Below are 21,682 nucleotides of genomic sequence, written 5' to 3' on the forward strand. Positions count from 1 at the left end.
GCCTCGCAGATTCGGGACCCACCATGGACTATTTCAAGCGCTTCAACTTTCTGTTCGCCGCCCCGGTGTTCGATGCCGACGATCTCGAGGGCATCCGCTTCAACCAGATCATCGAGGAGATCCAGCGCTCCGGCTTCGAGGTCGTGAGGGCCCGCAAGCTGGAGGACGCCGAGATCGCGGTGCAGACGGACGCCGCCATCGGCTGCATGGTGGTCGACTGGGGCAAGAAGGGGCTGGAGGGCAAGACCGCCGCCCTGATCAACCTCATGCGGCGCCGCGGCCTGGACTTCCCAATCATCCTGCTGATCCGGCGCAAGCGGTTCGAAGATCTCCCGGTCGAGGTGCTCGATTTCATCGACGGCTATGTCTTCCTCTCTGAGGAGACGCCGCCCTTCATCGCAAAAAATCTGATCAGCCGGCTCAAGCAATATGCCGAGACGCTGAAAACGCCGTTCTTCGGCGCGCTGGTCGACTATGCCGAGGAAGGCAACCAACTCTGGACCTGCCCGGGCCACAATGGCGGCATGTTCTATAGCCGCAGCCCGATCGGCCGGGTCTTCGTCGAGCATCTCGGCGAGTCCGTATTCCGCGACGACCTCGACAATTCCGTGCTCGATCTCGGCGATCTCCTGACCCACGAAGGACCGGCACTCAAAGCGCAGAAGGAAGCAGCCCAAATCTTCGGCGCGGAAAAGACCTATTTCGTACTCAACGGCACCTCGACCTCCAACAAGGTCGCGCTCGGCGCGCTCGTCACCGACGGCGACCTGGTGCTGTTCGATCGGAACAACCACAAGGCTGCCCATCACGGCGCGCTGATGATCAATGGCGGTATCCCTGTTTATGTGCCGACCATCCGCAATGCCTGGGGCCTGATCGGCCCGATGCGCTGGGAGGCGCTCGACGAGAAGGCGTTACGCGAGGCGATCCGCAACCATCCGCTGGTCAGCGATCGCGACGCCTGGCACAAGGAGCGTCCGTTCCGCGTCGCGGTCGTCGAACAGTGCACCTACGACGGGACGATTCACAGTGCCGAGATGATTTTGAAGCGCATCGGCCACCTCTGCGACTACATCCTGTTCGACGAAGCCTGGGCCGGCTTCATGAAATTCCACCCGCTCTATGCCGGGCGCTTCGCCATGGGCTTGTCGGGGCTGACACCGGACGCACCCGGCATCATCGCGACGCAGTCGACCCACAAGCAGCTTGCGAGCTTCTCGCAGGCATCCCAGATCCACATCAGGGATCGTCACATCCGCGGCCAGAAGCGGCGCGTCGAGCACCGCCGCTTCAACGAGAGCTTCATGCAGCACGCCTCGACCTCGCCGTTCTATCCGTTGTTTGCTTCCCTCGACGTCGGCGCGCAGATGATGAAGGGGCGCTCGGGCGAAGTGCTGTGGGACGACACGATCCGCCTCGGCATCGAACTGCGCAAGAAGATCCGGGCCATGCGCCGCGAGTTCGAGGAAAAGGAGCAGAACGTCGAGCGGCGCTGGTTCTTCGAGCCGTTCGTTCCCGACCGCGTCGCCATCGCCGACGTGAGCCGGCCGGGCGCGGCGCATAACGTCGCCTGGGAAACGCTCTCGACCGACGAGCTTGCGACCAATCCCGCGCTTTGGCAGCTCGGTCCCGACAGCAACTGGCATGGCTTCCCCGATGTGACCGAAGGCTTTGCCATGACCGACCCGAACAAGCTGACGCTGCTCACGCCCGGCTTCGACCGCGCCACCGGCGCCTATGCAGAGCACGGCATCCCCGCCCCCGTCGTTGCGCAGTACTTGCGCGAGAACCGTATCGTTGCCGAGAAGAACGACCTCAACTCCCTGCTCTTCCTCCTCACGCCGGGGGTCGAGGCGAGCAAGGCCGGCACGCTGATCTCGGGGCTCGTCGCGTTCAAGAAGCTACACGACGACAATGCGCTGCTGGCGGATGCCATCCCCGAATTCTATCAGCGCCGGCAGGCGCGCTATGCAGGCGTGCGCCTGCGCGACCTCTGCGCGGAGATGCACCGCTTCTTCCGCAAGGCCGACGTCAGTGCGCTCCAGGCGCGGCAGTTCCTGCCCGAGCATCTGCCCGAGATCGCGCTATCGCCACGCGACGCCGCACGCTGCCTGATCCGCAACGACGTCGACTATCTGCCGATCGAGGCCATCACCGGCCGGATCGCGACCACGCCTTTCGTGGTCTATCCGCCCGGCATCGCCACCATCGTTCCCGGCGAGCGGCTCACGGAACGCGCGAAGCCCATGATCGATTATCTCAAGATGTTCGAGACCTGCTTCAACACGTTTCCGGGCTTCGACGTCGAGATCCAGGGCGTCTACAAGGAGGTCGACGCCGCCGGCCGGATCGGGCTCTACACCTACGTGGTGGCCGAGTAGCGATCGATGAACGGAACAGGTCTGATGCGCGAGGATGACGATCCGATCCTGGTCCGGCCCTCACGCGACAGCGACGTCGAGGCGATGCTGGCGATCTACCGCCATCACGTCCGCCATGGCGTGGCGAGGGACGTCGAGGGCACCGGAGCGCCCGAGCCCGACGATCTGCGCGACCGGCGCAAGAACCTGAGGCATACGCGCCTGCCTCATCTGGTGGCGACCTGGCGCGGCGAGGTGATCGGCTATGCCTATGCCGTGCTGTTTCGCAAGCGTCCGGCCTATCGCTACACCGCCAAGCATTCGATCTACGTGCATCACGACCACCTCGGCCGTGGTGTCGGACGCCTGCTGCTACAGGAGTTGGTCGACGCCTGCGCGGCAGCCGGCTTCCGCCAGATGATCGGCTATATCGACGCCGACAATGCGCCTTCGCTGGCGCTGCACGAAAAATTTGGCTTTGCGCGGGTCGGGTTGTTGTGCGGGGTCGCCTACCGCTATGGCCGTTGGTCCGATACCGTCATGGTCCAGCGATCACTCGGCGCCGGCGCGACCGCGGCGCCGCCTGCGTCTATCATCAGCCGCTAAACGCGCCGAACCTCCGCCTCAGGACGGAAAATCGGCCGCCTTCACATGGATACGATCCGCATGCAGGGACCAGTGATGCAACGCCTGGTCCTTGCAGAATCTCAGCTTGGCCTGCTCGGTCGCCTCGCTTTCACAGGAAGCGTCGATTTCCAGGGTTCCCTGGCAGACCTCACTCTGCCGGCCGTACTCACCGAGCACGTCCTTCATGAACCTGACGACATAGCGTGACATGGGACCTCCTGCTGCCCCGGCAGCACTCTAATCCCTTTTAGCTCCGCGGAGGGAAGGAGATTTTGAGCGGGATCAAACTGATCGTCGTCTCCAGGCCCCATCCGATCCGTAAGTCGCCCCGCCCTATCCTGGCGTGATCCCGAACGTCTTCCGGAAGCGCTCGGCGTAATGCGGCCAGACCTCGGGGTTGATGATGCGCGGCGGCCGCCTGCCGTCGAGCGCATCGAGGACCTGCTCGGCGGCGATGCGCCCCATGTTCTCGCGGGCCTCACGGGTCACGCCCGCAGTGTGCGGGCTCGCCAACACGTTGTCGAACTGAAGGAGCGGATGCTCCGGCGGTGGCGGCTCCTTGGACCAGACGTCGAGGCCGGCGCCGGCGATGCGCCCGTCGCGAAGGGTCTGGAGCAGCGCGTCCTCGTCGTGGACGAAGCCGCGCGCGGTGGTGATGAAATAGGCGTGCGGCTGCATCAGCGAAAATTCGCGCACGCCGATCATGCCGCGGCTCTCCTTGGTGAGCGGACAGGAGATCGAGACGAAGTCGGACTGGCGCAGGAGCTCGTCGAGCTCGACCTTCTCCCCGCCCCGCCCGGCCATCACGTCTGCCGAAAGGTACGGATCGTAAGCCAGCACTTTCATGCCCAGCAGGGTGTTGCAGAGCGCGGCTATGCGACGGCCGACATTGCCGAGCCCGACGATGCCGATTGTCTTGCCCCCAACCTCATTGCCGATGAGATCGTTGCGGTTCACGTCGCGCTCGCGCCGCAGACGACGGTCCGACTGGATGATGCGCTTCGACAGCGTGAGCATCATCGCGAGCGCATGCTCGGCGACCGAATGAGCATTGCCGCCGGATTGGTTGACGACGAGCACGCCCGCCGCCGTGCAGGCCTCGACATCGACCGGATCGAAGCCTGCGCCATTGGACGAGACGATCAGCAGATTCGGCGCGCGCTTCAACAGCTCGGCCTGGACGTGGAAATGCGAGGCGAGCTCGTCGCGCGCAGCGCCGATCTGATAGACGTGCGCGGCCTCCAGGATCGGCGCGTAGAATTCTTCGGGGCTTTCATTCTCGATGCGATCGAGCCGGACGTCGCTCCGTGCCTTCAGGATGTCGACATAGATTGGATGTGCGAGATATTTGACGTAGAATACGCGCTTGGTGTTGACGGGCATCGAAGTGCTTCCGACCTCTCGGGAAGGCCAGGCAGGACCCGCGCAGCATGCGCCCCTTCCCTGCTTTCCTCCCATTGCTCTCATTATGGTTGCTTATGGCATGGTAGCGCCAGCCACGGCAGCGCGCGGAGCGCAGACCACCGTGGCAACCCGGACATGTTGACAATCCCGCCCGCGGCGTCAAGTTCGGGCTGAAACCGCCCACGAAGCGGCACCGCGCACAGATCAAGAAAGATGCGGCGGAAGGGAGGACAAGATGACGATCGCGGAGCAACGCACCCCGCCCCAGATGTCTCCCACCGAACAAAGCTGGCACGGCATCGTGCTGCAAACGCTCAAGCGGAACGATGTCAGCCTCGTCCCTTACGTACCCGATCGCGTGCTGACGCCGCTGATCAGGGCCCTGCACGCCGATCCCTTCTTCATGACCTTTGCGACCGCGCGCGAGGAGGAAGCCGTCGGCATCGTTTCCGGTGCCTGGATGGGCGGACGGCGGGGCGCCGTGCTGATGCAGACCTCGGGCTTTGCAACGCTCGCCAATGTGCTGGCCTCGCTCGCGGTGCCCTATCAGATCCCACTGATCATGTTCGTGTCCGAGCGCGGCACGCTCGGCGAGTTCAACTACGGCCAGGCGCTGGTCTGCCGCACCATGCGCCCGGTGCTGGACTCGCTGGCGCTCGAGCATCACACCATCACCCGGCTCGACGAGCTCGAATTCATCGCCGACCGCTCGATCAAGCAGGCCGTCACCACACAGGCGCCGGTGGCGCTGATCCTCAACCCGCTGCTTACCGGCGGCAAGGTCTTTGACAAGTGAGGTCAGCCATGAACGCGACCGCCCGCAACACCAAGGTGATGAACCGCTTCGACGTCACCTCGCGCCTGATCACGAAACTGAAGAATGAGGAGGCCGTGATCGGCGGCATCGGCAACACCAATTTCGACCTGTGGGCCGCGGGCCACCGCCCGCAAAACTTCTACATGCTCGGCAGCATGGGCCTCGCCTTTCCGATCGCGCTCGGGGTGGCGCTGGCGCAGCCCAATCGCCGGGTTATTGCGCTCGAAGGCGACGGCTCGCTGCTGATGCAGCTCGGCGCGCTGACGACGATCGCGACCCTCAAGCCGAAAAACCTCACCATGATCGTGATGGACAACGGCATCTACCAGATCACAGGTTCGCAGCCGACGCCGGCCGCCGGCGTGGCCGACGTCGTGGCAATCGCGACCGGTTCGGGTCTCGCCAACAGTGCCTGGGCCGCGGACGAGGAGGATTTCGAGCGACTGGTCGAGGCTTCGCTAACGGCCTCGGAACCGAGCCTCATTGCGGTGCGCATCGACGACAAGCCCGGCGTCGGCACAACGCGCCGCGATCCCGTACAAATCCGCGAGCGCTTCATGAATGGCCTCGGCGTCCGGCAGCCACTGTAATATTTCGTCATTAACTACACGGCGATCTGATCCCGGTGCAATGACCGATCCGGCGCCGGCCGTGCTAAGCGGATCGGATGTCAGTTTTGTTGCGTCTCTTTGCCTGGCTGCTTGCCGCCGCCGTCACCTTCGCGACCCTGGGGCCACCAGGCCTGCGCCCGCATGCTGACCTCGGCCAGGACGGCGAGCATGCGCTCGCCTTCGTTCTGGTCGGACTCGCTTTCGGGTTCGCCTATTCGCAGCGCCGCCTCAGCGTCACGGCCATCGCCGTCGTGCTGATCGGCCTGCTAGAGGTATTGCAGCTCTGGGCACCGGGTCGCCATGCACGGTTCGAGGACTTCATCGTCGATGCATTCGCCGCCTGCATGGGATTCGCGCTCTCCGCTGCGATCGACCGGGCCGTCGCCCGCTCCCGCGGCGCTGCCGGCGTCGCAAACGAAGGCCCCGCGGAGTAAGCCTCCGCAGGGCCCCGTCCCTGTCCAGGATGATCAGTCGATGATCTTGACGACCCTGCGGGTCCGCGGCTCGACGATCACACGGCGGTCGTTGACGACCGCATAGTCGTATTCCCTGTAGTTCGGCACAGGGTGCAACACCACTGTCGGCGGTAGCGGCTCGCCGACCACGACGTGCTCGTGAACCACAACCGAGTTGTCGCGCGGAATGCCGCCCAGCACGGCGTTCGGAATTTCGAGGCCAGCGCCAACGGCCGCGCCGACGGTGCCGCCCACCATCGCACCGACCGGACCACCAATCTCGCCGCCGGCCCGCGCACCATTCGCGGCACCCTCGGCTGTGGTCGACTGCGCAAAGGCTGCGCTTGACGCCAGCAGCGAAATGGCAGCCAACGAGATCACAAGACGGGTCTTCATGTCCTCTCTCCAGATTGTTTGTTCGTGCGCCATCAACCGCGGACCCCGGTGATAGTTCCGGGTTCCCGAACCGCTCAAGCAAGACCAATCCAGAGAGTGTTACCGCGTAACAGTCTTACGCCGCGGCGATCTCATGACCCGCCATCAATTCGAGCGCGCGCACCATCGCAGAATGATCCCAGGCCTTGCCGCCATGCGCTGTGCAGGCTGAGAACAATTGCTGCGCCACCGCCGTGCTCGGCAGCGAGAGCCCCAGCGAGCGCGCGCCTTCGAGCGCGAGGTTGAGATCCTTCTGGTGCAGCTCGATACGGAAACCCGGTTCGAAATTGCGCTTCACCATGCGCTCGCCATGGACCTCAAGGATCCGTGACGAGGCAAAGCCGCCCATCAGCGCCTGCCGCACCAGCGCAGGATCGGCGCCAGCCTTCGATGCGAACAGCAGAGCCTCGCTCACCGCCTCGATCGTCAACGCGACGATGATCTGGTTCGCGACCTTGGTCGTCTGCCCGTCCCCATTGGCGCCGACGCGAGTGACGTTTTTGCCTATCTTGTCGAAGACACCCTTCATGGTGTTGAAGGCGCGCTCCGGGCCGCCGATCATGATGGTGAGGCTCGCCGCCTTGGCGCCGACCTCGCCGCCCGATACTGGCGCGTCGAGATAATCGGCGCCGAGCGCCTCGATCTTCTTGGCAAATTCCTTCGTGGCCAGCGGCGAGATCGAGCTCATGTCGACCACAATCTTGCCCTTCGAGATGCCGCTCGCGACACCGTCCTTGCCAAACAGCACTGCCTCCACATGCGGCGTATCCGGCACCATGATGATGACGGCATCCGCCTCCTCCGCGACCTCCTTCGCCGACTTGCAGGCGACACCGCCGGCCGCGATCAGGTCGGGCGGAATCGGCGCGACGTCGTGCAGGAAGAGGCGATGGCCCGCCGCCAAAAGATGGCCAGCCATCGGCCGTCCCATGGTGCCAAGCCCGATAAAGCCAATGTCGATCATGTCAGTCGTTTCCTCTCGATTTTGGTAAGTCCGATCCACGGGCTCCCTCACCTCTCCCGCTTGCGGGAGAGGTCGGCACGCAGTGCCGGGTGAGGGTTCTCTCCGCGTTGGGATTATTGCAGCACGCCTCAACGAACCCCGTCGTGGAGACACCCTCACCCCAGCCCTCTCCCGCAACCGGGAGAGGGAGCGCACCGTCGCTGTGGCTGCACTCTCAGGTCTCGAAGGTCTGCGCCGCGTGCCAGGACAGGCCTTCCAGCGTCGTGGTGCGCGGCTTGTACTCGCAGCCGATCCAACCGCGATAGCCGATCGCGTCGAGATGGCGGAACAGGAAGGGATAGTTGATCTCGCCCGTGCCCGGTTCGTGCCGGCCGGGATTGTCGGCAAGCTGGATATGCGAGATGCGGTCGAGATATTTTTGCATGGTGCGGGCGAGGTCGCCCTCCATGATCTGCATGTGATAGACGTCGTACTGGATGAACAGGTTGCTCGAACGTACCTCGGTGATGAGCTGCGCCGCCTGCTCGGTGCCATTGAGAAAGAAGCCGGGAATGTCGAGCGTGTTGATCGGCTCGACCAGCAACTCGATATTCTCACGCGCCAGCGCAGCGGCAGCGAAGCGCAGGTTTCCGATCAGCGTCTCGTTCAGCTCGCGCGGATCGGCATCCGCCGGCGCGATGCCGACGAGGCAGTTGAGCCGGTCGCAGTCGAGCGCCTTGGCATAGTCGATGGCGCGAAACACACCGTCGCGGAATTCGGCGACGCGATCGGGAAAGATCGCGATGCCGCGCTCGCCGCCCGCCCAGTTGCCGGCGGGGAGATTGTGCAGCACCTGCGTGAGCCCGTGGCTCTCAAGCTGCTCGCGCAACAGCGCCTTGTCGAAAACATACGGAAACAGATATTCGACCCCGCTGAATCCAGCCGACTTCGCCGCGGCAAAACGATCCGGAAACGGCATCTCGTTGAAGAGCATGGTGAGGTTGGCGGCGAACTTTGGCATGATGCTGTTCTCCCTATTCCGCCGGCTGCAACACGCCCGGGCGCGTGATCTCGACATCGTCGAGCGGCAGGTCAAGGACCTCCTCGAACTCGACGATGTTGTCGATCTCCGTTCCCATCGCGATATTGGTGACGCGTTCGAGGATGAACTCGACCACCACGGGGACGCAGTGCTTCGCCATCAGCTCCCGCGCGGTCGCGAACGCGGCCTGCGCGTCCTTGGGGTCGGTGACGCGGATCGCCTTGCAGCCAAGGCCTTCGGCGACTGCAACATGGTCGACGCCGTAAACGCCGAGTTCGGGCGCATTGATGTTCTCGAAGGAAAGCTGGACGTGATAGTCCATGTCGAAGCCGCGCTGCGCCTGACGGATCAGGCCGAGATAGGAATTGTTCACGACGACGTGGACATAGGGCAGATTAAACTGCGCGCCGACCGCGAGCTCCTCGATCAGGAACTGGAAATCGTAATCGCCCGATAGCGCAACGATATCGCGATCCGGGCACGCCGCGCGCACGCCAAGCGCTGCGGGCAGCGTCCAGCCGAGCGGTCCGGCCTGCCCGGCATTGATCCAGTTGCGCGGCTTGTAGACGCCCAAAAACTGCGCGCCGGCGATCTGCGACAGGCCGATCACGGTGACATAGCAGGTGTCGCGTCCGAATGCTTTGGTCATCTCCTCGTAGACGCGCTGCGGCTTGATCGGCACGTTGTCGAAATGGCTCTTGCGCAGCATCGATCGCTTGCGATCGCGGCAGGCCGCGGGCCACGCCTGGCGCTCGCGCAACCTGCCAGACCGGCGCCACTCCCTGGCGACGGTGACGAACAACTCCAGCGCAGCCTTCGCATCCGAGACGATGCCGAGATCGGGATTGAAGACGCGCCCGATCTGCGTCGGTTCGATGTCGACATGCACGAATCTGCGGCCCTTGGTGTAGGTCTCGATCGAGCCGGTGTGCCGGTTGGCCCAGCGATTGCCGATCCCGAGCACGAAATCGGATTCGAGCATGGTGGCATTGCCGTAACGATGGCTGGTCTGCAGGCCCACCATGCCAGCCATCAGCACATGATCGTCGGGGATCGCGCCCCACCCCATCAGCGTCGGCACGACAGGCACGTTCACGGTCTCGGCGAATTCGACGAGCAGGTCGGAGGCATCGGCGTTGATGATACCGCCACCCGCCACGATCAACGGCCGTTCGGCGGCGTTGAGCATCTCCAGCGCCTTCTCGACCTGCTTGCGCGTCGCGGTCGGCCTGTAGACCGGTAACGGCTCATAGGTCTCGTCGTCGAATTCGATCTCGGCGAGTTGCACGTCGAGCGGCATGTCGATCAGCACCGGCCCCGGCCGGCCCGAGCGCATCACGTGGAAGGCCTGGCTGAACACGCGCGGCACCAGCGCCGGCTCGCGCACGGTGACGGCCCATTTGGTCACGGGCTTTGCGATGGATTCGATATCGACCGCTTGAAAGTCCTCCTTGTAAAGCCGCGCGCGTGGCGCCTGCCCGGTGATGCAGAGGATCGGAATGGAATCGGCGATCGCCGAATACAGCCCGGTGATCATGTCGGTGCCGGCCGGTCCCGACGTGCCGATGCAGACGCCGATATTGCCGGCCTTCGCCCGCGTAAAACCCTCCGCCATATGGGAGGCGCCCTCGACGTGGCGTGCCAGGATGTGGCGGATCGAGCCGCGCTTCTTCAGCGCCGAGTAGAGCGGATTGATCGCGGCCCCGGGAACGCCGAAGGCGGTCGAGATACCTTCCTTCTCCAGGATACGCACGGCTGCATCGACGGCTCGCATCTTCGCCATATCGGACCTCGCTCGGTTGCCTTGCTTCGAGCGTGATCATCGATTGTGCGTGGGCTGCGCTCAACGAGATCGATTTTATTTTCCACGATGCGGCAGCCGCAGAAAAATCGGGGCTGTCTCAATCGGTTAGGTCGAGAGACGCGTGAAAGCGGCTACTCAAACAGGGGCACGAGCTCCATCTGCGGCACAAGGACGAGCCCTCTGTCGGTGATACGGATCTCCGGAATGACCGATAGCGGAATCAGATTGAAGCCCATGTAGGGGATGGTGCAGCCAGCCTCCGACCATTCTTTCTTCAGGGCCCGCACCTCCTCGGCCACTTCGGTGATGCGCTTGTCCGAGAGCAACCCTGCGATCGGCAACGGAACCAGCGCCTTCACCTTGCCATCAGCGACGACGCAGACGCCGCCTTGTTGCTGCTTGATGGCTGATATCGCCACCTGCATGTCGGCTTCGTTGGTTCCGGCCACGATGATGTTGTGGCTGTCATGCCCGACGCTGGAGGCAACTGCGCCGCGCTGGAGCCCAAAGTCCTTCAGCAGGCCATAGGCGACGTTGCCGGTCGATTTGCCATGGCGCTCGACCACCGTCACGAAGCACAGGCCATGGCGCGCAAACAAGGCCGGCCAATCGTTCGCCGGCTCGATTCTGACCTTCTCGTGGATCAGCGTGATACCGGGCAGCGCGGTCTTGATCGCGTTGACGGTGCAAGCCCTCGCCGGAAGCTCCGGCGTCAGCTTGAGCTGGTCCGGCAGCTTCACGGTCGCATAGGCAGCCTTGGGATATTGATAACGCTGCGACAGCGCCTGATCGAGGCGCTCTGTGGTCCTGCCCTTCTCGACCACCAGCTCGCCGCCATACCAGGTGCATTGCGGCTTCAGATTGTCGTCCATCAGCACGAGATCGGCGCGGCGGCCACCGCCGAGGCCGCCGATCTCGCCCTCCATGTTGAAGCGTGTCGCGCCATGCAGCGAGCCCATCGACCAGGCTTGCTCCAGCGACATCCCGGCCTTCACGGCTTCGCGCACCACCCAATCAAGCCCAAACAGGAAGAGATCGTCGGCGTCGCGGTCATCGGTGCAGACCGCCGTGCGCTTGTGCGAGGCTCCGAGCTCGGTGATGGTGCGGATCGCCTGCGGCAGCGAGTGCCAGGGCGTGGTCGGCGGCCCGCCGCGCAGGAAGACCCACACGCCGGCATCGAGCAGATCATCGGCGATGTCGCGATCGATCGCCTCGTGCGTGTCAGTGACGCCGGATGCAGCATACGCCGCAACGAATTCGCGCCCATAGACATGCCCCGACACCGGACGCCCGCGCTTGAGGGCCGCGGCAAGGATCGCATGGCTGCGCTCATCGCCCATGGTCACCGGCACGAAATCCATCTTCTCGCCGAGGGCGACAGCCTCTGGCCAGCGATCGAACAGGCCGGCGATCTTGTCGGGCGTGAGGTCACCGCCGGCAGTCTCCAGCTCGGGCGAGGTCGCAGGCACCGTCGACGGCACCGTCAGGAAGATCGACAGCGGCGCCTCGCGCGCGTCCTGAAGCATCGCCTCGACACCGGCGACGTCCATGACGTTGCCGATCTCATGACTGTCGCAGAAGATCGTGGTGGTGCCATTGAGGAGCGCCGCCTCGGCGTAGGCGCAGGCCGTGACCATCGAGGATTCGATGTGGATATGCGGATCGACGAGCCCTGGCGCGATGATGCCGCCGGCCGCGTCATAAACAGTCACGCCGCTCCAGGCCCTTTTGGCCGTGCCCGCCGGCTTCACCGCCGCAATCCGGCCGCCCGTGATCCAGACCTCGCGCCCGGAATGGACACGCTCCGAATAGGTCGACAGCACCCGCGCGCCCGTAATGACGAGGTCGGGCGCAACGCGCGCCGAGGCGACGTCGGCCAGGCGGCGCGTCATTGAGTGCAGCGGCGCAACGGTGAAGCGGGTCAGTTTGGTCATCAGGACTCTCGCGGGGCGTGAATGGCCCGGCGATGGTTGCGCCCTCGGCCAGAAGGGGCAACTCAAATAAAGCGGCACCGCTGCTTACGCAATGGGCACGCTGCCGGCCCGATGTTCAGGCTTTCTCGGCAGCGACGGGCATTACGCCGCCAAGTGCAGCGGTGAGTTCCGCTGCCACTTCCCGGACTACGCGGCCGATCTCGGGCAGCCGGCCGTCGGTGATGCGGCTGGTCATGCCCGAGACGGAGATCGCAGCAAGCGGCTCGGCGAGCCCATTGTAGACCACGGCCGCCACGCAGCGGAGACCCGTCTGTGCCTCCTCATCATCCACCGCAAAACCCTGCTTGCGGATCGTCGCGAGCTCCCTGAACAGGTCACTCGGTCGCACGATCGACTTCTCGGTGAGCCTCGGCATGCCGTGATGCCGGATGACCGCGCCGACATCTTCGTCGGAATAGGTCGCCAGCACCGCCTTGCCAACACCTGAGGTCACCATCGCGACGCGGCCGCCGACCTTGGTCAGCGAGCGCATGATCTCGCGGCTCTCCATGCGAGTCAGCACGATGATGAACTCATCGTCAACGACGGCGAGGTTGGCGGTCTCGCGGGTAAGATCCCGCAGCTTCCGAAGATAGGGAATGGCCTGCGCCGTAAAATTGCGCCGCCGCGCGAAGCTGGCGCCGACGGTAAAGCTGCGCACGCCGACGTGCCATTTGGATTCGGCGCGATCGAACTGCACGAAGCGGCGGCTTTCCAACGTCGCGAGAAGGCGATGCACGGTCGAGGCCGACAGCCCGGTGCGAACGGCGAGATCGCTGAGGCGATAGCCTTCGTCGTCCTCGGCCAGCGTCTCCAGAATCGACAGCGCCCGGTCGACGGATTGCACGCCGCCGTCGCGGCTTTCGTTATCAACCTCGGCGGACGATCGGGGTTCGAGCGATTTGCGCCGGATCACGTTCTTGCTCATCGCGACCTGCCGCTTTGGTTACCGTCATCCCTGGGCGCGCGTGAACGCGAGCCCGGAATCTCGAGATCCCGGGTTCGATGCGACCGGGCCGCGCGGTCCGGTCGCATCGCCCCGGGATGACAAGAGAGATACCGCTCAGAGCAGACCTGCCCCGCGCGCCCACTTGTACTTGGCGCCCAAAACTTCGACCGGCAGCTCGGTCGAGTACGCATAGGCCGGGATGCCGTGCTGGTAGAGATATTCGGCGGCTTCCTCGACCTCGACGTCGCCGGCGAGCGAGGCGACCATCGGCTTCACAAAACCCTTGGCCTCCATTTCCTTCTTCACCTCGACCATGTTGCGGGCAAACACCATCGGCGGGGTGACGATCGTGTGCCAGTAGCCGAGGATCAGCGCGTGGATGCGATCGTCGGAGAGTCCGAGCTTCACCGTGTTGACGTAGGTGATCGGCGGCTCGCCGCCGGTGATATCCACAGGATTTCCGGCCGCGCCGAACGGCGGGATGAACTTGCGGAAGGCCGCATCGAGATCCGGCGGCATCGACATCAGCGACAGGCCGTTATCGACACAGGAGTCCGACAGCAGCACGCCTGAACCACCGGCACCGGTGATGATCAGCACGTTCTCGCCCTTCGGCGTTGGCAGCACGGGCACGCCACGGGCGAATTCGAGCAGCTGACGCAGCGACCGGGCGCGGATCACGCCGGACTGCTTGAACACGTCCTCATAGATCCTGTCGTTGCCGGCGAGCGCTCCGGTGTGCGAAGACGCCGCCTTGGCGCCAGCCGAGGTGCGGCCAGCCTTGAGCACGACCACCGGCTTCTTCTTGGAGACGCGTTTGGCGGCCTCCGCAAAGGCGCGACCATCCTTCAGATCTTCGCAGTGCTGCGCGATCAGGTTGGTGTTCGGATCCTGCTCGAAGAAGGCGAGCAGATCGTCCTCGTCGATATCGGACTTGTTGCCGAGGCCGACGATCGCCGACACCCCCATCTTCGCCGACCGCGAGAAGCCGATGATGGCCATGCCGATGCCGCCCGACTGCGACGACAGCGCCGCATGGCCCTTCACGTCGTAGGCCGTGCAGAAGGTCGCGCAGAGATTCGCGGGCGTATAATAGAAGCCGTAGATGTTTGGCCCCATCAGGCGGATGTCGTACTTCTTGCCGACCTCGACGATTTCGGCCTGGAGCTCCGGCGCACCCGCTTCCGCGAAGCCCGACGGAATCAGCACGGCGCCGGGGATCTTCTTCTCGCCGCACTCGGTCAGCGCGCCTGCGACGAACTTTGCGGGGATGGCGAACACCGCGACGTCGACGACGCCAGGCACATCCTTGACGCTCTTATAGGCCTTGTAACCGAGGATCTCGGCGGCCTTGGGATGGATCGGAATGATCTCGCCCTTGTAGCCGCCGTTGATGAGGTTCTTCATCACGGAGTTGCCGATCTTGCCGTCCTCCACAGAGGCGCCGATCACGGCCACCGCCTTCGGCTGCATGATGCGGTTCATGGCCGCGACGATCTCTTCGGTCGGGCGCGGCTTCGGCTTGGGCTTGTAGGCGAAGTCGACGACGATACGCACGTCGGCGGCGGTCGCATCCTTTGGGGTCGCGAACACCGGGTTGAGGTCGAGTTCGACGATTTCAGGGAAATCGGTGACGAGCTGCGAGACCTTGACGATGACGTCGGCAAGGGCGTTCCGGTTCACCGGCTCGCCGCCGCGAACGCCTTTCAGGATCTCATGCGCCTGGATACCGTCGAGCATCGACAGCGCATCCTCCTTGGTCGCGGGCGCGAGGCGGAAGGTGATGTCCTTCAGGACTTCGACCAGCACACCGCCGAGGCCGAAGGCGACCAGCTTGCCGAAGGAACCATCGGTGATCGAGCCCACAATGACCTCGGTGCCGCCAGCCAGCATCTGCTGCACCTGGACGCCCTCGATCTTGGCATCGGCCTTGTACTTCTTGGCGTTGGAGAGAATGGTCTCATAGGCCTTTTCGGCATCCTCAGCCGTCTTGAGACCAACGATGACGCCGCCGGCCTCGGTCTTGTGGAGAATGTCGGGCGAGACGATCTTCATCACCACCGGGAACCCCATGGAGGAGGCCATTTTGCCGGCCTCGCCCGCCGACTTCGCGACCCCCTCCTTCGGCACCGCAATGCCGTAGGCATCGCAGACGAGCTTTCCTTCGGGGGCCGTCAAGCTGGTGCGGTTGTCCGCCTTGACCTGGTCAAGCACCCCGCGGACGGCATCTTTTGAATTCGACATGTGGTTTCTCCCTTGACCTCAGATCTTGCTTTGCAAGGCGCGTATTGCGGCTGCCCGTGATGCTTGCCATTCGCCGCGCCTTTTGTTCCATGCGGCGGAACGGAGGGGCAGAAAGCCCGAGTTTACTCCGCCAGCTTGGATCAGAAATGGCTGACGATGGCATTTGGTATGCCAGAAGCCAACTTGTCAAGGCGGGTGATGGGTCCGAAGGCCGCAAAAAAATAGGCAGCTTGACATTCTGGCATGTGGTATGCCAAAAACATTTCGGTAAATATTCCTGTAAAAGACGACTCCCCCTGAGGAGGAGAATCGTCGTGAAGCAAATCAAGGCATCGCCCAACATGGCCGAGGCAGATCTCGCAATCGTCCGTATTGCCCCGGAGAGCAGCTTCAAGAACAAGGCGTATGACGCCTTGAAGGAAGCGATCCTCAAGATGGACATCTATTCGACGCCCGAGCCGGTGATGCTGGACGAGCGCGCGCTGTCCGAGCGCCTGGGTGTCAGCCGCACACCGATCCGCGAAGCGATCGCGATGCTCGAGCAGGACGGTTTCGTGAAGACCGTGCCGCGCCGGGGCATCATGGTCGTGCGCAGGACCAAGAGCGAGATCGTCGACATGATCCGCGCCTGGGCGGCGCTCGAGAGCATGGCGGCACGCCTGATCACCACCACGGCGCGCAAGAAGGACATTTCGGCGCTGCGCGACTACTTCAAGGATTTCAGCAAGGATCGCCTGCCCGAGGATCACATCGAGGAGTATTCGCGCGCCAACATCGCCTTTCACCAGGCGCTGATCTCGCTGTCGGAATCGCCGATCCTCGTCGACCTCACCAACGATCTTCTGCTGCATGTGCGCGGCTACCGGCAACTGACGATCGGACGGAAGGATCGCACCGCGACCTCGCTGCCCGAGCATCTTGGCATCATCGAAGCGCTGGAAGCGCGCGACACCGAACTCGCCGAGAAGCGCGCCCGCGATCACACCCTTGGCCTTGCGGCTTACGTCGAAGCGCATGGCCAGGAACTATTCACGTAGCTGTTTAGCCAGCAACTTCACCAGAAGGGCGAGTAATTCGCCCGCAAAGCCTAAAACGGCACCTTGAGACCAGGGAGACAAGGCCCATGCTGAATACCGCGACCAAGTCCGAAGCACCGGGCACCGAGCAGGAATTGACGGATGGTTTTCATCTCGTCATCGACGCGCTCAAGCTGAACGGCATCAACACGATCTATAATGTGCCGGGCATCCCGATCACGGATTTGGGCCGCATGGCGCAGGCTGCCGGCATTCGCGTGATCTCCTTCCGTCACGAGCAGAACGCCGGCTACGCCGCAGGCATCGCGGGGTTCCTCACCAAGAAGCCTGGCGTCTGTCTCACGGTTTCCGCGCCCGGCTTCCTCAACGGCCTCACTGCGCTGGCCCATGCCACCACCAACTGCTACCCGATGATCCTGATCTCGGGCTCCTCCGAGCGGGAGATCGTCGACCTCCAGCAGGGCGACTACGAGGAGATGGACCAGCTCGCGATCGCAAAGCCGCTGTGCAAGGCCGCCTATCGCGTGCTGCACGCCCAGGACATCGGCATTGGTCTTGCCCGCGCGATCCGCGCCGCGGTCTCCGGCCGTCCCGGCGGCGTCTATCTCGATCTGCCGGCAAAGCTGTTCGGCCAGGTGATGAACGCCGATGCCGGCCAGAAGTCGCTGGTCAAGGTGATCGATGCCGCCCCCGCGCAGATCCCCTCGCCTGCTTCGGTGAAGCGCGCGCTCGACGTTTTGAAGAGCGCAAAGCGTCCCCTCATCATCCTCGGCAAAGGCGCGGCCTATGCGCAGGCCGACGAGGAGATCAAGACCTTCGTCGAGAAGAGCGGTGTCCCCTTCCTGCCGATGAGCATGGCCAAGGGCCTCCTCCCCGACACGCATCCGCAGTGCGCCGGCGCAGCCCGCTCGACGGTGCTGAAGGAGTCCGACGTCGTCCTGCTGATCGGCGCCCGGCTCAACTGGCTGCTTTCGCATGGCAAGGGCAAGAGCTGGGGTGAAGCGCCGAAGAAGTTCATCCAGGTCGACATCGAGCCGAGGGAGATGGACTCCAACGTCGAGATCGTCGCGCCCGTCGTCGGCGACATCGGCTCCGTCGTGTCCGCCTTCAACCAGGCGATGGGTGCGGGCTGGACCATGCCGCCGGCCGAATGGACCAAGTCTGTCGTGACCAAGCGTGAAGAGAACGTCGCGAAGATGGCGCCGAAGCTCATGAACAACAAGTCGCCGATGGACTATCACGGCGCGCTCGGCGTGCTGAAGAACGTCATCAAGGAGCATCCCGAGGCGATCCTCGTCAACGAAGGCGCCAACACGCTCGACCTCGCCCGCGGCGTCATCGACATGTACCGCCCACGCAAGCGTCTCGACGTCGGCACCTGGGGCGTGATGGGCATCGGCATGGGCCAGGCGATCGCCGCCGCGCTCGAGACCGGCAACCCCGTGCTCGCGGTGGAAGGCGACTCGGCCTTCGGCTTCTCTGGCATGGAGGTCGAGACCATCTGCCGCTACAACCTTCCGATCTGCGTCGTCATCTTCAACAATGACGGCATCTATCGCGGCACCGACGTCAACAGCGCCAACTCCGATCCCGCGACCACCGTGTTCGTCAAGGGTGCGCGCTACGACAAGATGATGGAAGCCTTCGGCGGCATCGGCGTGAACGCCACCTCGCCGGACGAGTTGAAGCGCGCCGTCAACGAGGCGATCAGTAGCGGCAAGCCGACGCTGATCAACGCGGTGATCGATCCGGCCGCGGGCTCGGAAAGCGGCCGCATCGGCAACCTCAATCCGCAGAGCGTTCTGCAGAAGAAGAAGTAACACGCACCGGGTCATTCCCCGCGCAGGCGGGGAATCCAGTAATCGCCGGACCATCCTTGATGGCGAACACTGAGCCCGACTGAATCTCCGGCGAATACTGGATGCCCGCCTTCGCGGGCATGACGGCAACAGATAGTAAAAGGAGCAAACACGATGACCAAGGCGCTCACGGGCGTTCGCATTCTCGACTTCACCCACGTCCAGTCGGGGCCGACCTGCACGCAGTTGCTGGCATGGTTCGGCGCCGACGTGATCAAGGTGGAGCGTCCCGGTGTCGGTGACATCACCCGCGGCCAGCTCCAGGACATCCCGAACGTGGACAGCCTGTATTTCACCATGCTGAACCACAACAAGCGCTCGATCACGCTCGACACCAAGAACCCCAAGGGCAAGGAGGTTCTCACCGAGCTGATCAAGAAGTGCGACGTGCTGGTCGAGAACTTCGGCCCCGGCGTGCTCGACCGCATGGGCTTCCCCTGGGAGAAGATCCAGGCGATCAACCCGAAGATGATCGTCGCATCGATCAAGGGCTTTGGTCCCGGACCGTACGAGGATTGCAAGGTCTATGAGAATGTCGCGCAGTGCACCGGCGGCGCCGCCTCGACCACCGGCTTCCGCGACGGCCTGCCGCTCGTCACCGGCGCGCAGATCGGCGATAGCGGCACCGGCCTGCACCTGGCGCTCGGCATCGTCACCGCGCTCTATCAGCGCACGCATTCGGGCAAGGGCCAGCGCGTCACCGCTGCGATGCAGGACGGCGTGCTCAACCTCGCGCGCGTCAAGCTGCGCGACCAGCAGCGCCTCGCCCACGGTCCGCTCAAGGAATACAGCCAGTTCGGCGAAGGCATTCCGTTCGGCGATGCCGTGCCGCGCGCCGGCAACGATTCCGGTGGCGGCCAGCCCGGCCGCATCCTGAAGTGCAAGGGCTGGGAGACCGATCCCAACGCCTACATCTACTTCATCACCCAGGCGCCGGTCTGGGAGAAGATCTGCGACGTGATCGGCGAGCCGACCTGGAAGACCGATCCGAACTACGCCAAGCCCCAGGCCCGCCTGCCGCGGCTGAACGAGATCTTCGCCCGCATCGAGCAGTGGACGATGACGAAGACGAAGTTCGAGGCGATGGAGATCCTCAACAAGGACGACATCCCCTGCGGTCCGATCCTGTCGATGAAGGAGATCGCCGAAGACCAGTCGCTGCGCGCGACCGGCACCGTGGTCGAGGTCGATCATCCGACCCGCGGCAAGTACATCTCGGTCGGCAACCCGATCAAGCTGTCGGACTCACCAAGCGACGTGCAGCGCTCGCCCCTGCTCGGCGAGCACACCGACGAGATCCTGCGCCAGGTGCTCGGCTTCTCGGATCACCAGGTCGCCGACATCCACAAGTCCGGCGCGCTCGATCCGCCGCAGAAGCAGGCCGCGGAGTAAGCGGACCGACTTCGACCCAAGACGAAAGGGCCGCCTGTTCAGGTGGCCCTTTTTGCGAGCGCTAACTCTCCCGATCGCCGGCTTCCACCAAAATCTGAAAAACAACCCCATGCAAAGTAGCCGAGGATCGTTCGCACGTGGCTTGCGGCTTTTACGAAATGATTTGACACATCGGGCAAATCAGGGGTAAAAGTCGATCATCGCAGAGTACCCCGCCTGATGTCCGCTATCGCCCCGACATCCGCGCAAGCACGGACATCGCTCTGGTGCGGGTTGTGCCGGAGGCCGATTAACGGATCGCTCCAAGGGTGCGCGCGATAGCAGCAATGGCACTCGCGGTTTCGGCAGGACGTAGAGTTGGATCGAGGTGGGTCCCTTCCGAGTTGATGACTGGCCATCCGCGACGGCGCGCCTCCACTGTTGCGTGATCGTAGAGCTTTGACGCCTGGATGAACCCGGCGGGAATGTGATCCCACCTGGCAAGGTCGACAGTCTCGTCAAACCAACTGATATTCATCTTCGGCAGGCCGCTTTCGAACCGAACGAACGCGTTGTGATCGCTTTTCAGGATGTCGATGCCAACCAGCGATGCGCGGTGTGCGTCACCGTCGAACCATTTTGACCACACCGGGAGGGATCCATCCGCTTCCGCAAGATTTTGAATGAAAGCGCGCAAAGCTGGCCTAACAGGGTATGCCGCGCCTTCTATCGGCGGGATGTCACCATCGAGGATGACAACGGCCTTCGTGGGCAACTTGGTCGCCAGATCGGCGGCTAGAGCGCTGGCAGAGCTGTGGCCAATCAACACCAGCCCATTTGCGGAAGCAATTTGATTGACAAGACTGCGGCTCCACGCGCTCCATGCCGGGGGAGAGGCATGATGCGCCAGAATGTCCGGGACTTGTACGCGCCATCCTGAGTCACGCAGCTTTTCGGCCGTAGGCTCCCAGCTCGAGGCCCGAACCAAGGGGCCTGCGATGAGGACGACATCTGTATTCAAGGCTTCCCCCGCGGCTAAACGTGCAGATCTATAGCGGGCGCAAACCAATATTGCTATCGAGTCTACAACGAGAGGCGCAGTTTAGCAGTTCCCGCCAGACGATCCGCAGCAAGCGTTCTCGACCTAACGCAGGAACAAGATTTGGGATGACGTGTCGGATCCGTGACGTCTCGTTCGTCCTCGGGGCATGAACGGGCAACGGACGTCCGTGTCGTACCCATCAATTTGCGAGGATGACAATCATGCCTAGCACTGTACGCCTCCACCGCGTCCTGACGACCAGCCCCGAGAAAATCTATCGCGCCTTCCTCGAGGCGGACGCGCTGGCGAAATGGCTTCCGCCCAACGGCTTTACCTGCACCGTGCATCATTTGGAGCCGAAGGTCGGCGGCACATTCAGAATGTCCTTCCGGAACTTCACGACCGGCAACAGCCACGCGTTTGGCGGCGAATATGTCGAACTCGTCCCGGACGAACGCCTGCGCTACACCGACAGGTTCGACGATCCCATTTTGCCGGGCGAGATCCAGGTGACCGTGATCTTGAAGAAAGTATCTGTCGGCACCGAGCTGGAAATTACACAGGCAGGAATCCCGGACGTCATTCCGCCCGAAGCCTGCTATCTCGGCTGGCAGGAGTCGCTGCGAAACCTCGCAAGGCTCGTCGAGCCCGAGATCAATCAGTAGCGGCATCGCGGCAGATTTCGCGGGACGAGCGCCGGAGTGATCCT

General features: G+C 63.6%; 19 protein-coding genes. 9 read left to right on the top strand and 10 right to left on the bottom strand.

The window, feature by feature from the left end:
• Positions 1-23: 23 nt before the first annotated feature.
• Positions 24-2,381: an Orn/Lys/Arg family decarboxylase gene (locus tag SO156_RS20105; protein ID WP_498535994.1), complete on the top strand. Its 2,358-nt coding sequence runs from the start codon at positions 24-26 to the stop codon at positions 2,379-2,381.
• A 6-nt stretch (positions 2,382-2,387) separates the two neighbouring features.
• On the top strand, positions 2,388-2,966 hold the full coding sequence (locus SO156_RS20110) for a GNAT family N-acetyltransferase (protein ID WP_458146381.1): 579 nt from the start codon (positions 2,388-2,390) through the stop codon (positions 2,964-2,966).
• Positions 2,967-2,984: 18 nt separating this feature from the next.
• On the opposite strand, the gene SO156_RS20115 is transcribed toward SO156_RS20110, so the two are convergent.
• Positions 2,985-3,197, bottom strand: a complete 213-nt coding sequence (locus SO156_RS20115; RefSeq protein WP_458146380.1) for a hypothetical protein — start codon at positions 3,195-3,197, stop codon at positions 2,985-2,987.
• 123 nt (positions 3,198-3,320) lie between these two features.
• A complete protein-coding gene (locus SO156_RS20120) occupies positions 3,321-4,370 on the bottom strand; it encodes a hydroxyacid dehydrogenase (protein WP_498535995.1) in 1,050 nt (349 codons plus the stop codon).
• Positions 4,371-4,626: 256 nt separating this feature from the next.
• Between SO156_RS20120 and SO156_RS20125 the strand changes: the two genes are divergently transcribed.
• From SO156_RS20125 to SO156_RS20135, 3 genes are all read left to right on the top strand, one after another.
• Positions 4,627-5,187 (top strand): thiamine pyrophosphate-binding protein, encoded by a 561-nt coding sequence (locus SO156_RS20125; RefSeq protein ID WP_458146378.1) that lies wholly within the window; start codon positions 4,627-4,629, stop codon positions 5,185-5,187.
• Between the two features lie 8 nt (positions 5,188-5,195).
• A complete protein-coding gene (locus SO156_RS20130; RefSeq protein ID WP_498535996.1) occupies positions 5,196-5,798 on the top strand; it encodes a thiamine pyrophosphate-dependent enzyme in 603 nt (200 codons plus the stop codon).
• 77 nt (positions 5,799-5,875) lie between these two features.
• Positions 5,876-6,253 carry a VanZ family protein gene (locus SO156_RS20135; RefSeq protein WP_498535997.1) on the top strand — a complete coding sequence of 126 codons (378 nt, stop codon included), beginning with the start codon at positions 5,876-5,878 and terminating at the stop codon, positions 6,251-6,253.
• Between the two features lie 33 nt (positions 6,254-6,286).
• Here SO156_RS20135 and SO156_RS20140 read toward each other — a convergent pair whose 3' ends face one another.
• From SO156_RS20140 to SO156_RS20170, 7 genes are all read right to left on the bottom strand, one after another.
• Positions 6,287-6,670, bottom strand: a complete 384-nt coding sequence (locus SO156_RS20140) for a DUF1236 domain-containing protein (RefSeq protein WP_458146375.1) — start codon at positions 6,668-6,670, stop codon at positions 6,287-6,289.
• Positions 6,671-6,785: 115 nt separating this feature from the next.
• Entirely contained in the window at positions 6,786-7,673 is an 888-nt protein-coding gene (locus SO156_RS20145) for a 2-hydroxy-3-oxopropionate reductase (protein WP_498535998.1), read from the bottom strand.
• A 214-nt stretch (positions 7,674-7,887) separates the two neighbouring features.
• Entirely contained in the window at positions 7,888-8,673 is a 786-nt protein-coding gene (hyi, locus tag SO156_RS20150; RefSeq protein ID WP_498535999.1) for a hydroxypyruvate isomerase, read from the bottom strand.
• A gap of 13 nt (positions 8,674-8,686) precedes the next feature.
• On the bottom strand, positions 8,687-10,477 hold the full coding sequence (gene gcl / locus SO156_RS20155) for a glyoxylate carboligase (protein WP_458146372.1): 1,791 nt from the start codon (positions 10,475-10,477) through the stop codon (positions 8,687-8,689).
• 152 nt (positions 10,478-10,629) lie between these two features.
• Complete coding sequence (locus tag SO156_RS20160) at positions 10,630-12,432, bottom strand: adenine deaminase (protein WP_498536000.1); 1,803 nt, start codon at positions 12,430-12,432, stop codon at positions 10,630-10,632.
• A gap of 115 nt (positions 12,433-12,547) precedes the next feature.
• Entirely contained in the window at positions 12,548-13,399 is an 852-nt protein-coding gene (locus SO156_RS20165; protein ID WP_498536001.1) for an IclR family transcriptional regulator, read from the bottom strand.
• 135 nt (positions 13,400-13,534) lie between these two features.
• Entirely contained in the window at positions 13,535-15,664 is a 2,130-nt protein-coding gene (locus SO156_RS20170; RefSeq protein ID WP_498536002.1) for an acetate--CoA ligase family protein, read from the bottom strand.
• 341 nt (positions 15,665-16,005) lie between these two features.
• Between SO156_RS20170 and SO156_RS20175 the strand changes: the two genes are divergently transcribed.
• The 3 genes from SO156_RS20175 to frc all read left to right on the top strand — a co-directional run bounded on the left by SO156_RS20175 (position 16,006) and on the right by frc (position 19,952).
• On the top strand, positions 16,006-16,701 hold the full coding sequence (locus SO156_RS20175; RefSeq protein ID WP_458146466.1) for a GntR family transcriptional regulator: 696 nt from the start codon (positions 16,006-16,008) through the stop codon (positions 16,699-16,701).
• 86 nt (positions 16,702-16,787) lie between these two features.
• Positions 16,788-18,521 carry an oxalyl-CoA decarboxylase gene (gene oxc / locus SO156_RS20180; protein WP_498536003.1) on the top strand — a complete coding sequence of 578 codons (1,734 nt, stop codon included), beginning with the start codon at positions 16,788-16,790 and terminating at the stop codon, positions 18,519-18,521.
• 153 nt (positions 18,522-18,674) lie between these two features.
• Positions 18,675-19,952 carry a formyl-CoA transferase gene (frc, locus tag SO156_RS20185; protein ID WP_498536004.1) on the top strand — a complete coding sequence of 426 codons (1,278 nt, stop codon included), beginning with the start codon at positions 18,675-18,677 and terminating at the stop codon, positions 19,950-19,952.
• 289 nt (positions 19,953-20,241) lie between these two features.
• On the opposite strand, the gene SO156_RS20190 is transcribed toward frc, so the two are convergent.
• Complete coding sequence (locus tag SO156_RS20190) at positions 20,242-20,952, bottom strand: alpha/beta fold hydrolase (protein WP_498536005.1); 711 nt, start codon at positions 20,950-20,952, stop codon at positions 20,242-20,244.
• Positions 20,953-21,194: 242 nt separating this feature from the next.
• Here SO156_RS20190 and SO156_RS20195 point away from each other — a divergent pair, with 242 nt between their 5' ends.
• Positions 21,195-21,638 carry an SRPBCC family protein gene (locus tag SO156_RS20195; protein WP_458146365.1) on the top strand — a complete coding sequence of 148 codons (444 nt, stop codon included), beginning with the start codon at positions 21,195-21,197 and terminating at the stop codon, positions 21,636-21,638.
• Positions 21,639-21,682: the final 44 nt, after the last annotated feature.

The organism is Bradyrhizobium sp. UFLA05-125, from assembly GCF_059803515.1.

Excerpts from the sequence above, each read along its gene's own strand:
- SO156_RS20105 (WP_498535994.1), top strand. The coding sequence starts at position 24 with ATGGACTATTTCAAGCGCTTCAACTTTCTGTTCGCCGCCCCGGTGTTC.
- SO156_RS20110 (WP_458146381.1), top strand. The coding sequence starts at position 2,388 with ATGAACGGAACAGGTCTGATGCGCGAGGATGACGATCCGATCCTGGTC.
- SO156_RS20115 (WP_458146380.1), bottom strand. The coding sequence starts at position 3,197 with ATGTCACGCTATGTCGTCAGGTTCATGAAGGACGTGCTCGGTGAGTAC.
- SO156_RS20120 (WP_498535995.1), bottom strand. The coding sequence starts at position 4,370 with ATGCCCGTCAACACCAAGCGCGTATTCTACGTCAAATATCTCGCACAT.
- SO156_RS20125 (WP_458146378.1), top strand. The coding sequence starts at position 4,627 with ATGACGATCGCGGAGCAACGCACCCCGCCCCAGATGTCTCCCACCGAA.
- SO156_RS20130 (WP_498535996.1), top strand. The coding sequence starts at position 5,196 with ATGAACGCGACCGCCCGCAACACCAAGGTGATGAACCGCTTCGACGTC.
- SO156_RS20135 (WP_498535997.1), top strand. The coding sequence starts at position 5,876 with ATGTCAGTTTTGTTGCGTCTCTTTGCCTGGCTGCTTGCCGCCGCCGTC.
- SO156_RS20140 (WP_458146375.1), bottom strand. The coding sequence starts at position 6,670 with ATGAAGACCCGTCTTGTGATCTCGTTGGCTGCCATTTCGCTGCTGGCG.
- SO156_RS20145 (WP_498535998.1), bottom strand. The coding sequence starts at position 7,673 with ATGATCGACATTGGCTTTATCGGGCTTGGCACCATGGGACGGCCGATG.
- hyi (WP_498535999.1), bottom strand. The coding sequence starts at position 8,673 with ATGCCAAAGTTCGCCGCCAACCTCACCATGCTCTTCAACGAGATGCCG.
- gcl (WP_458146372.1), bottom strand. The coding sequence starts at position 10,477 with ATGGCGAAGATGCGAGCCGTCGATGCAGCCGTGCGTATCCTGGAGAAG.
- SO156_RS20160 (WP_498536000.1), bottom strand. The coding sequence starts at position 12,432 with ATGACCAAACTGACCCGCTTCACCGTTGCGCCGCTGCACTCAATGACG.
- SO156_RS20165 (WP_498536001.1), bottom strand. The coding sequence starts at position 13,399 with ATGAGCAAGAACGTGATCCGGCGCAAATCGCTCGAACCCCGATCGTCC.
- SO156_RS20170 (WP_498536002.1), bottom strand. The coding sequence starts at position 15,664 with ATGTCGAATTCAAAAGATGCCGTCCGCGGGGTGCTTGACCAGGTCAAG.
- SO156_RS20175 (WP_458146466.1), top strand. The coding sequence starts at position 16,006 with ATGGCCGAGGCAGATCTCGCAATCGTCCGTATTGCCCCGGAGAGCAGC.
- oxc (WP_498536003.1), top strand. The coding sequence starts at position 16,788 with ATGCTGAATACCGCGACCAAGTCCGAAGCACCGGGCACCGAGCAGGAA.
- frc (WP_498536004.1), top strand. The coding sequence starts at position 18,675 with ATGACCAAGGCGCTCACGGGCGTTCGCATTCTCGACTTCACCCACGTC.
- SO156_RS20195 (WP_458146365.1), top strand. The coding sequence starts at position 21,195 with ATGCCTAGCACTGTACGCCTCCACCGCGTCCTGACGACCAGCCCCGAG.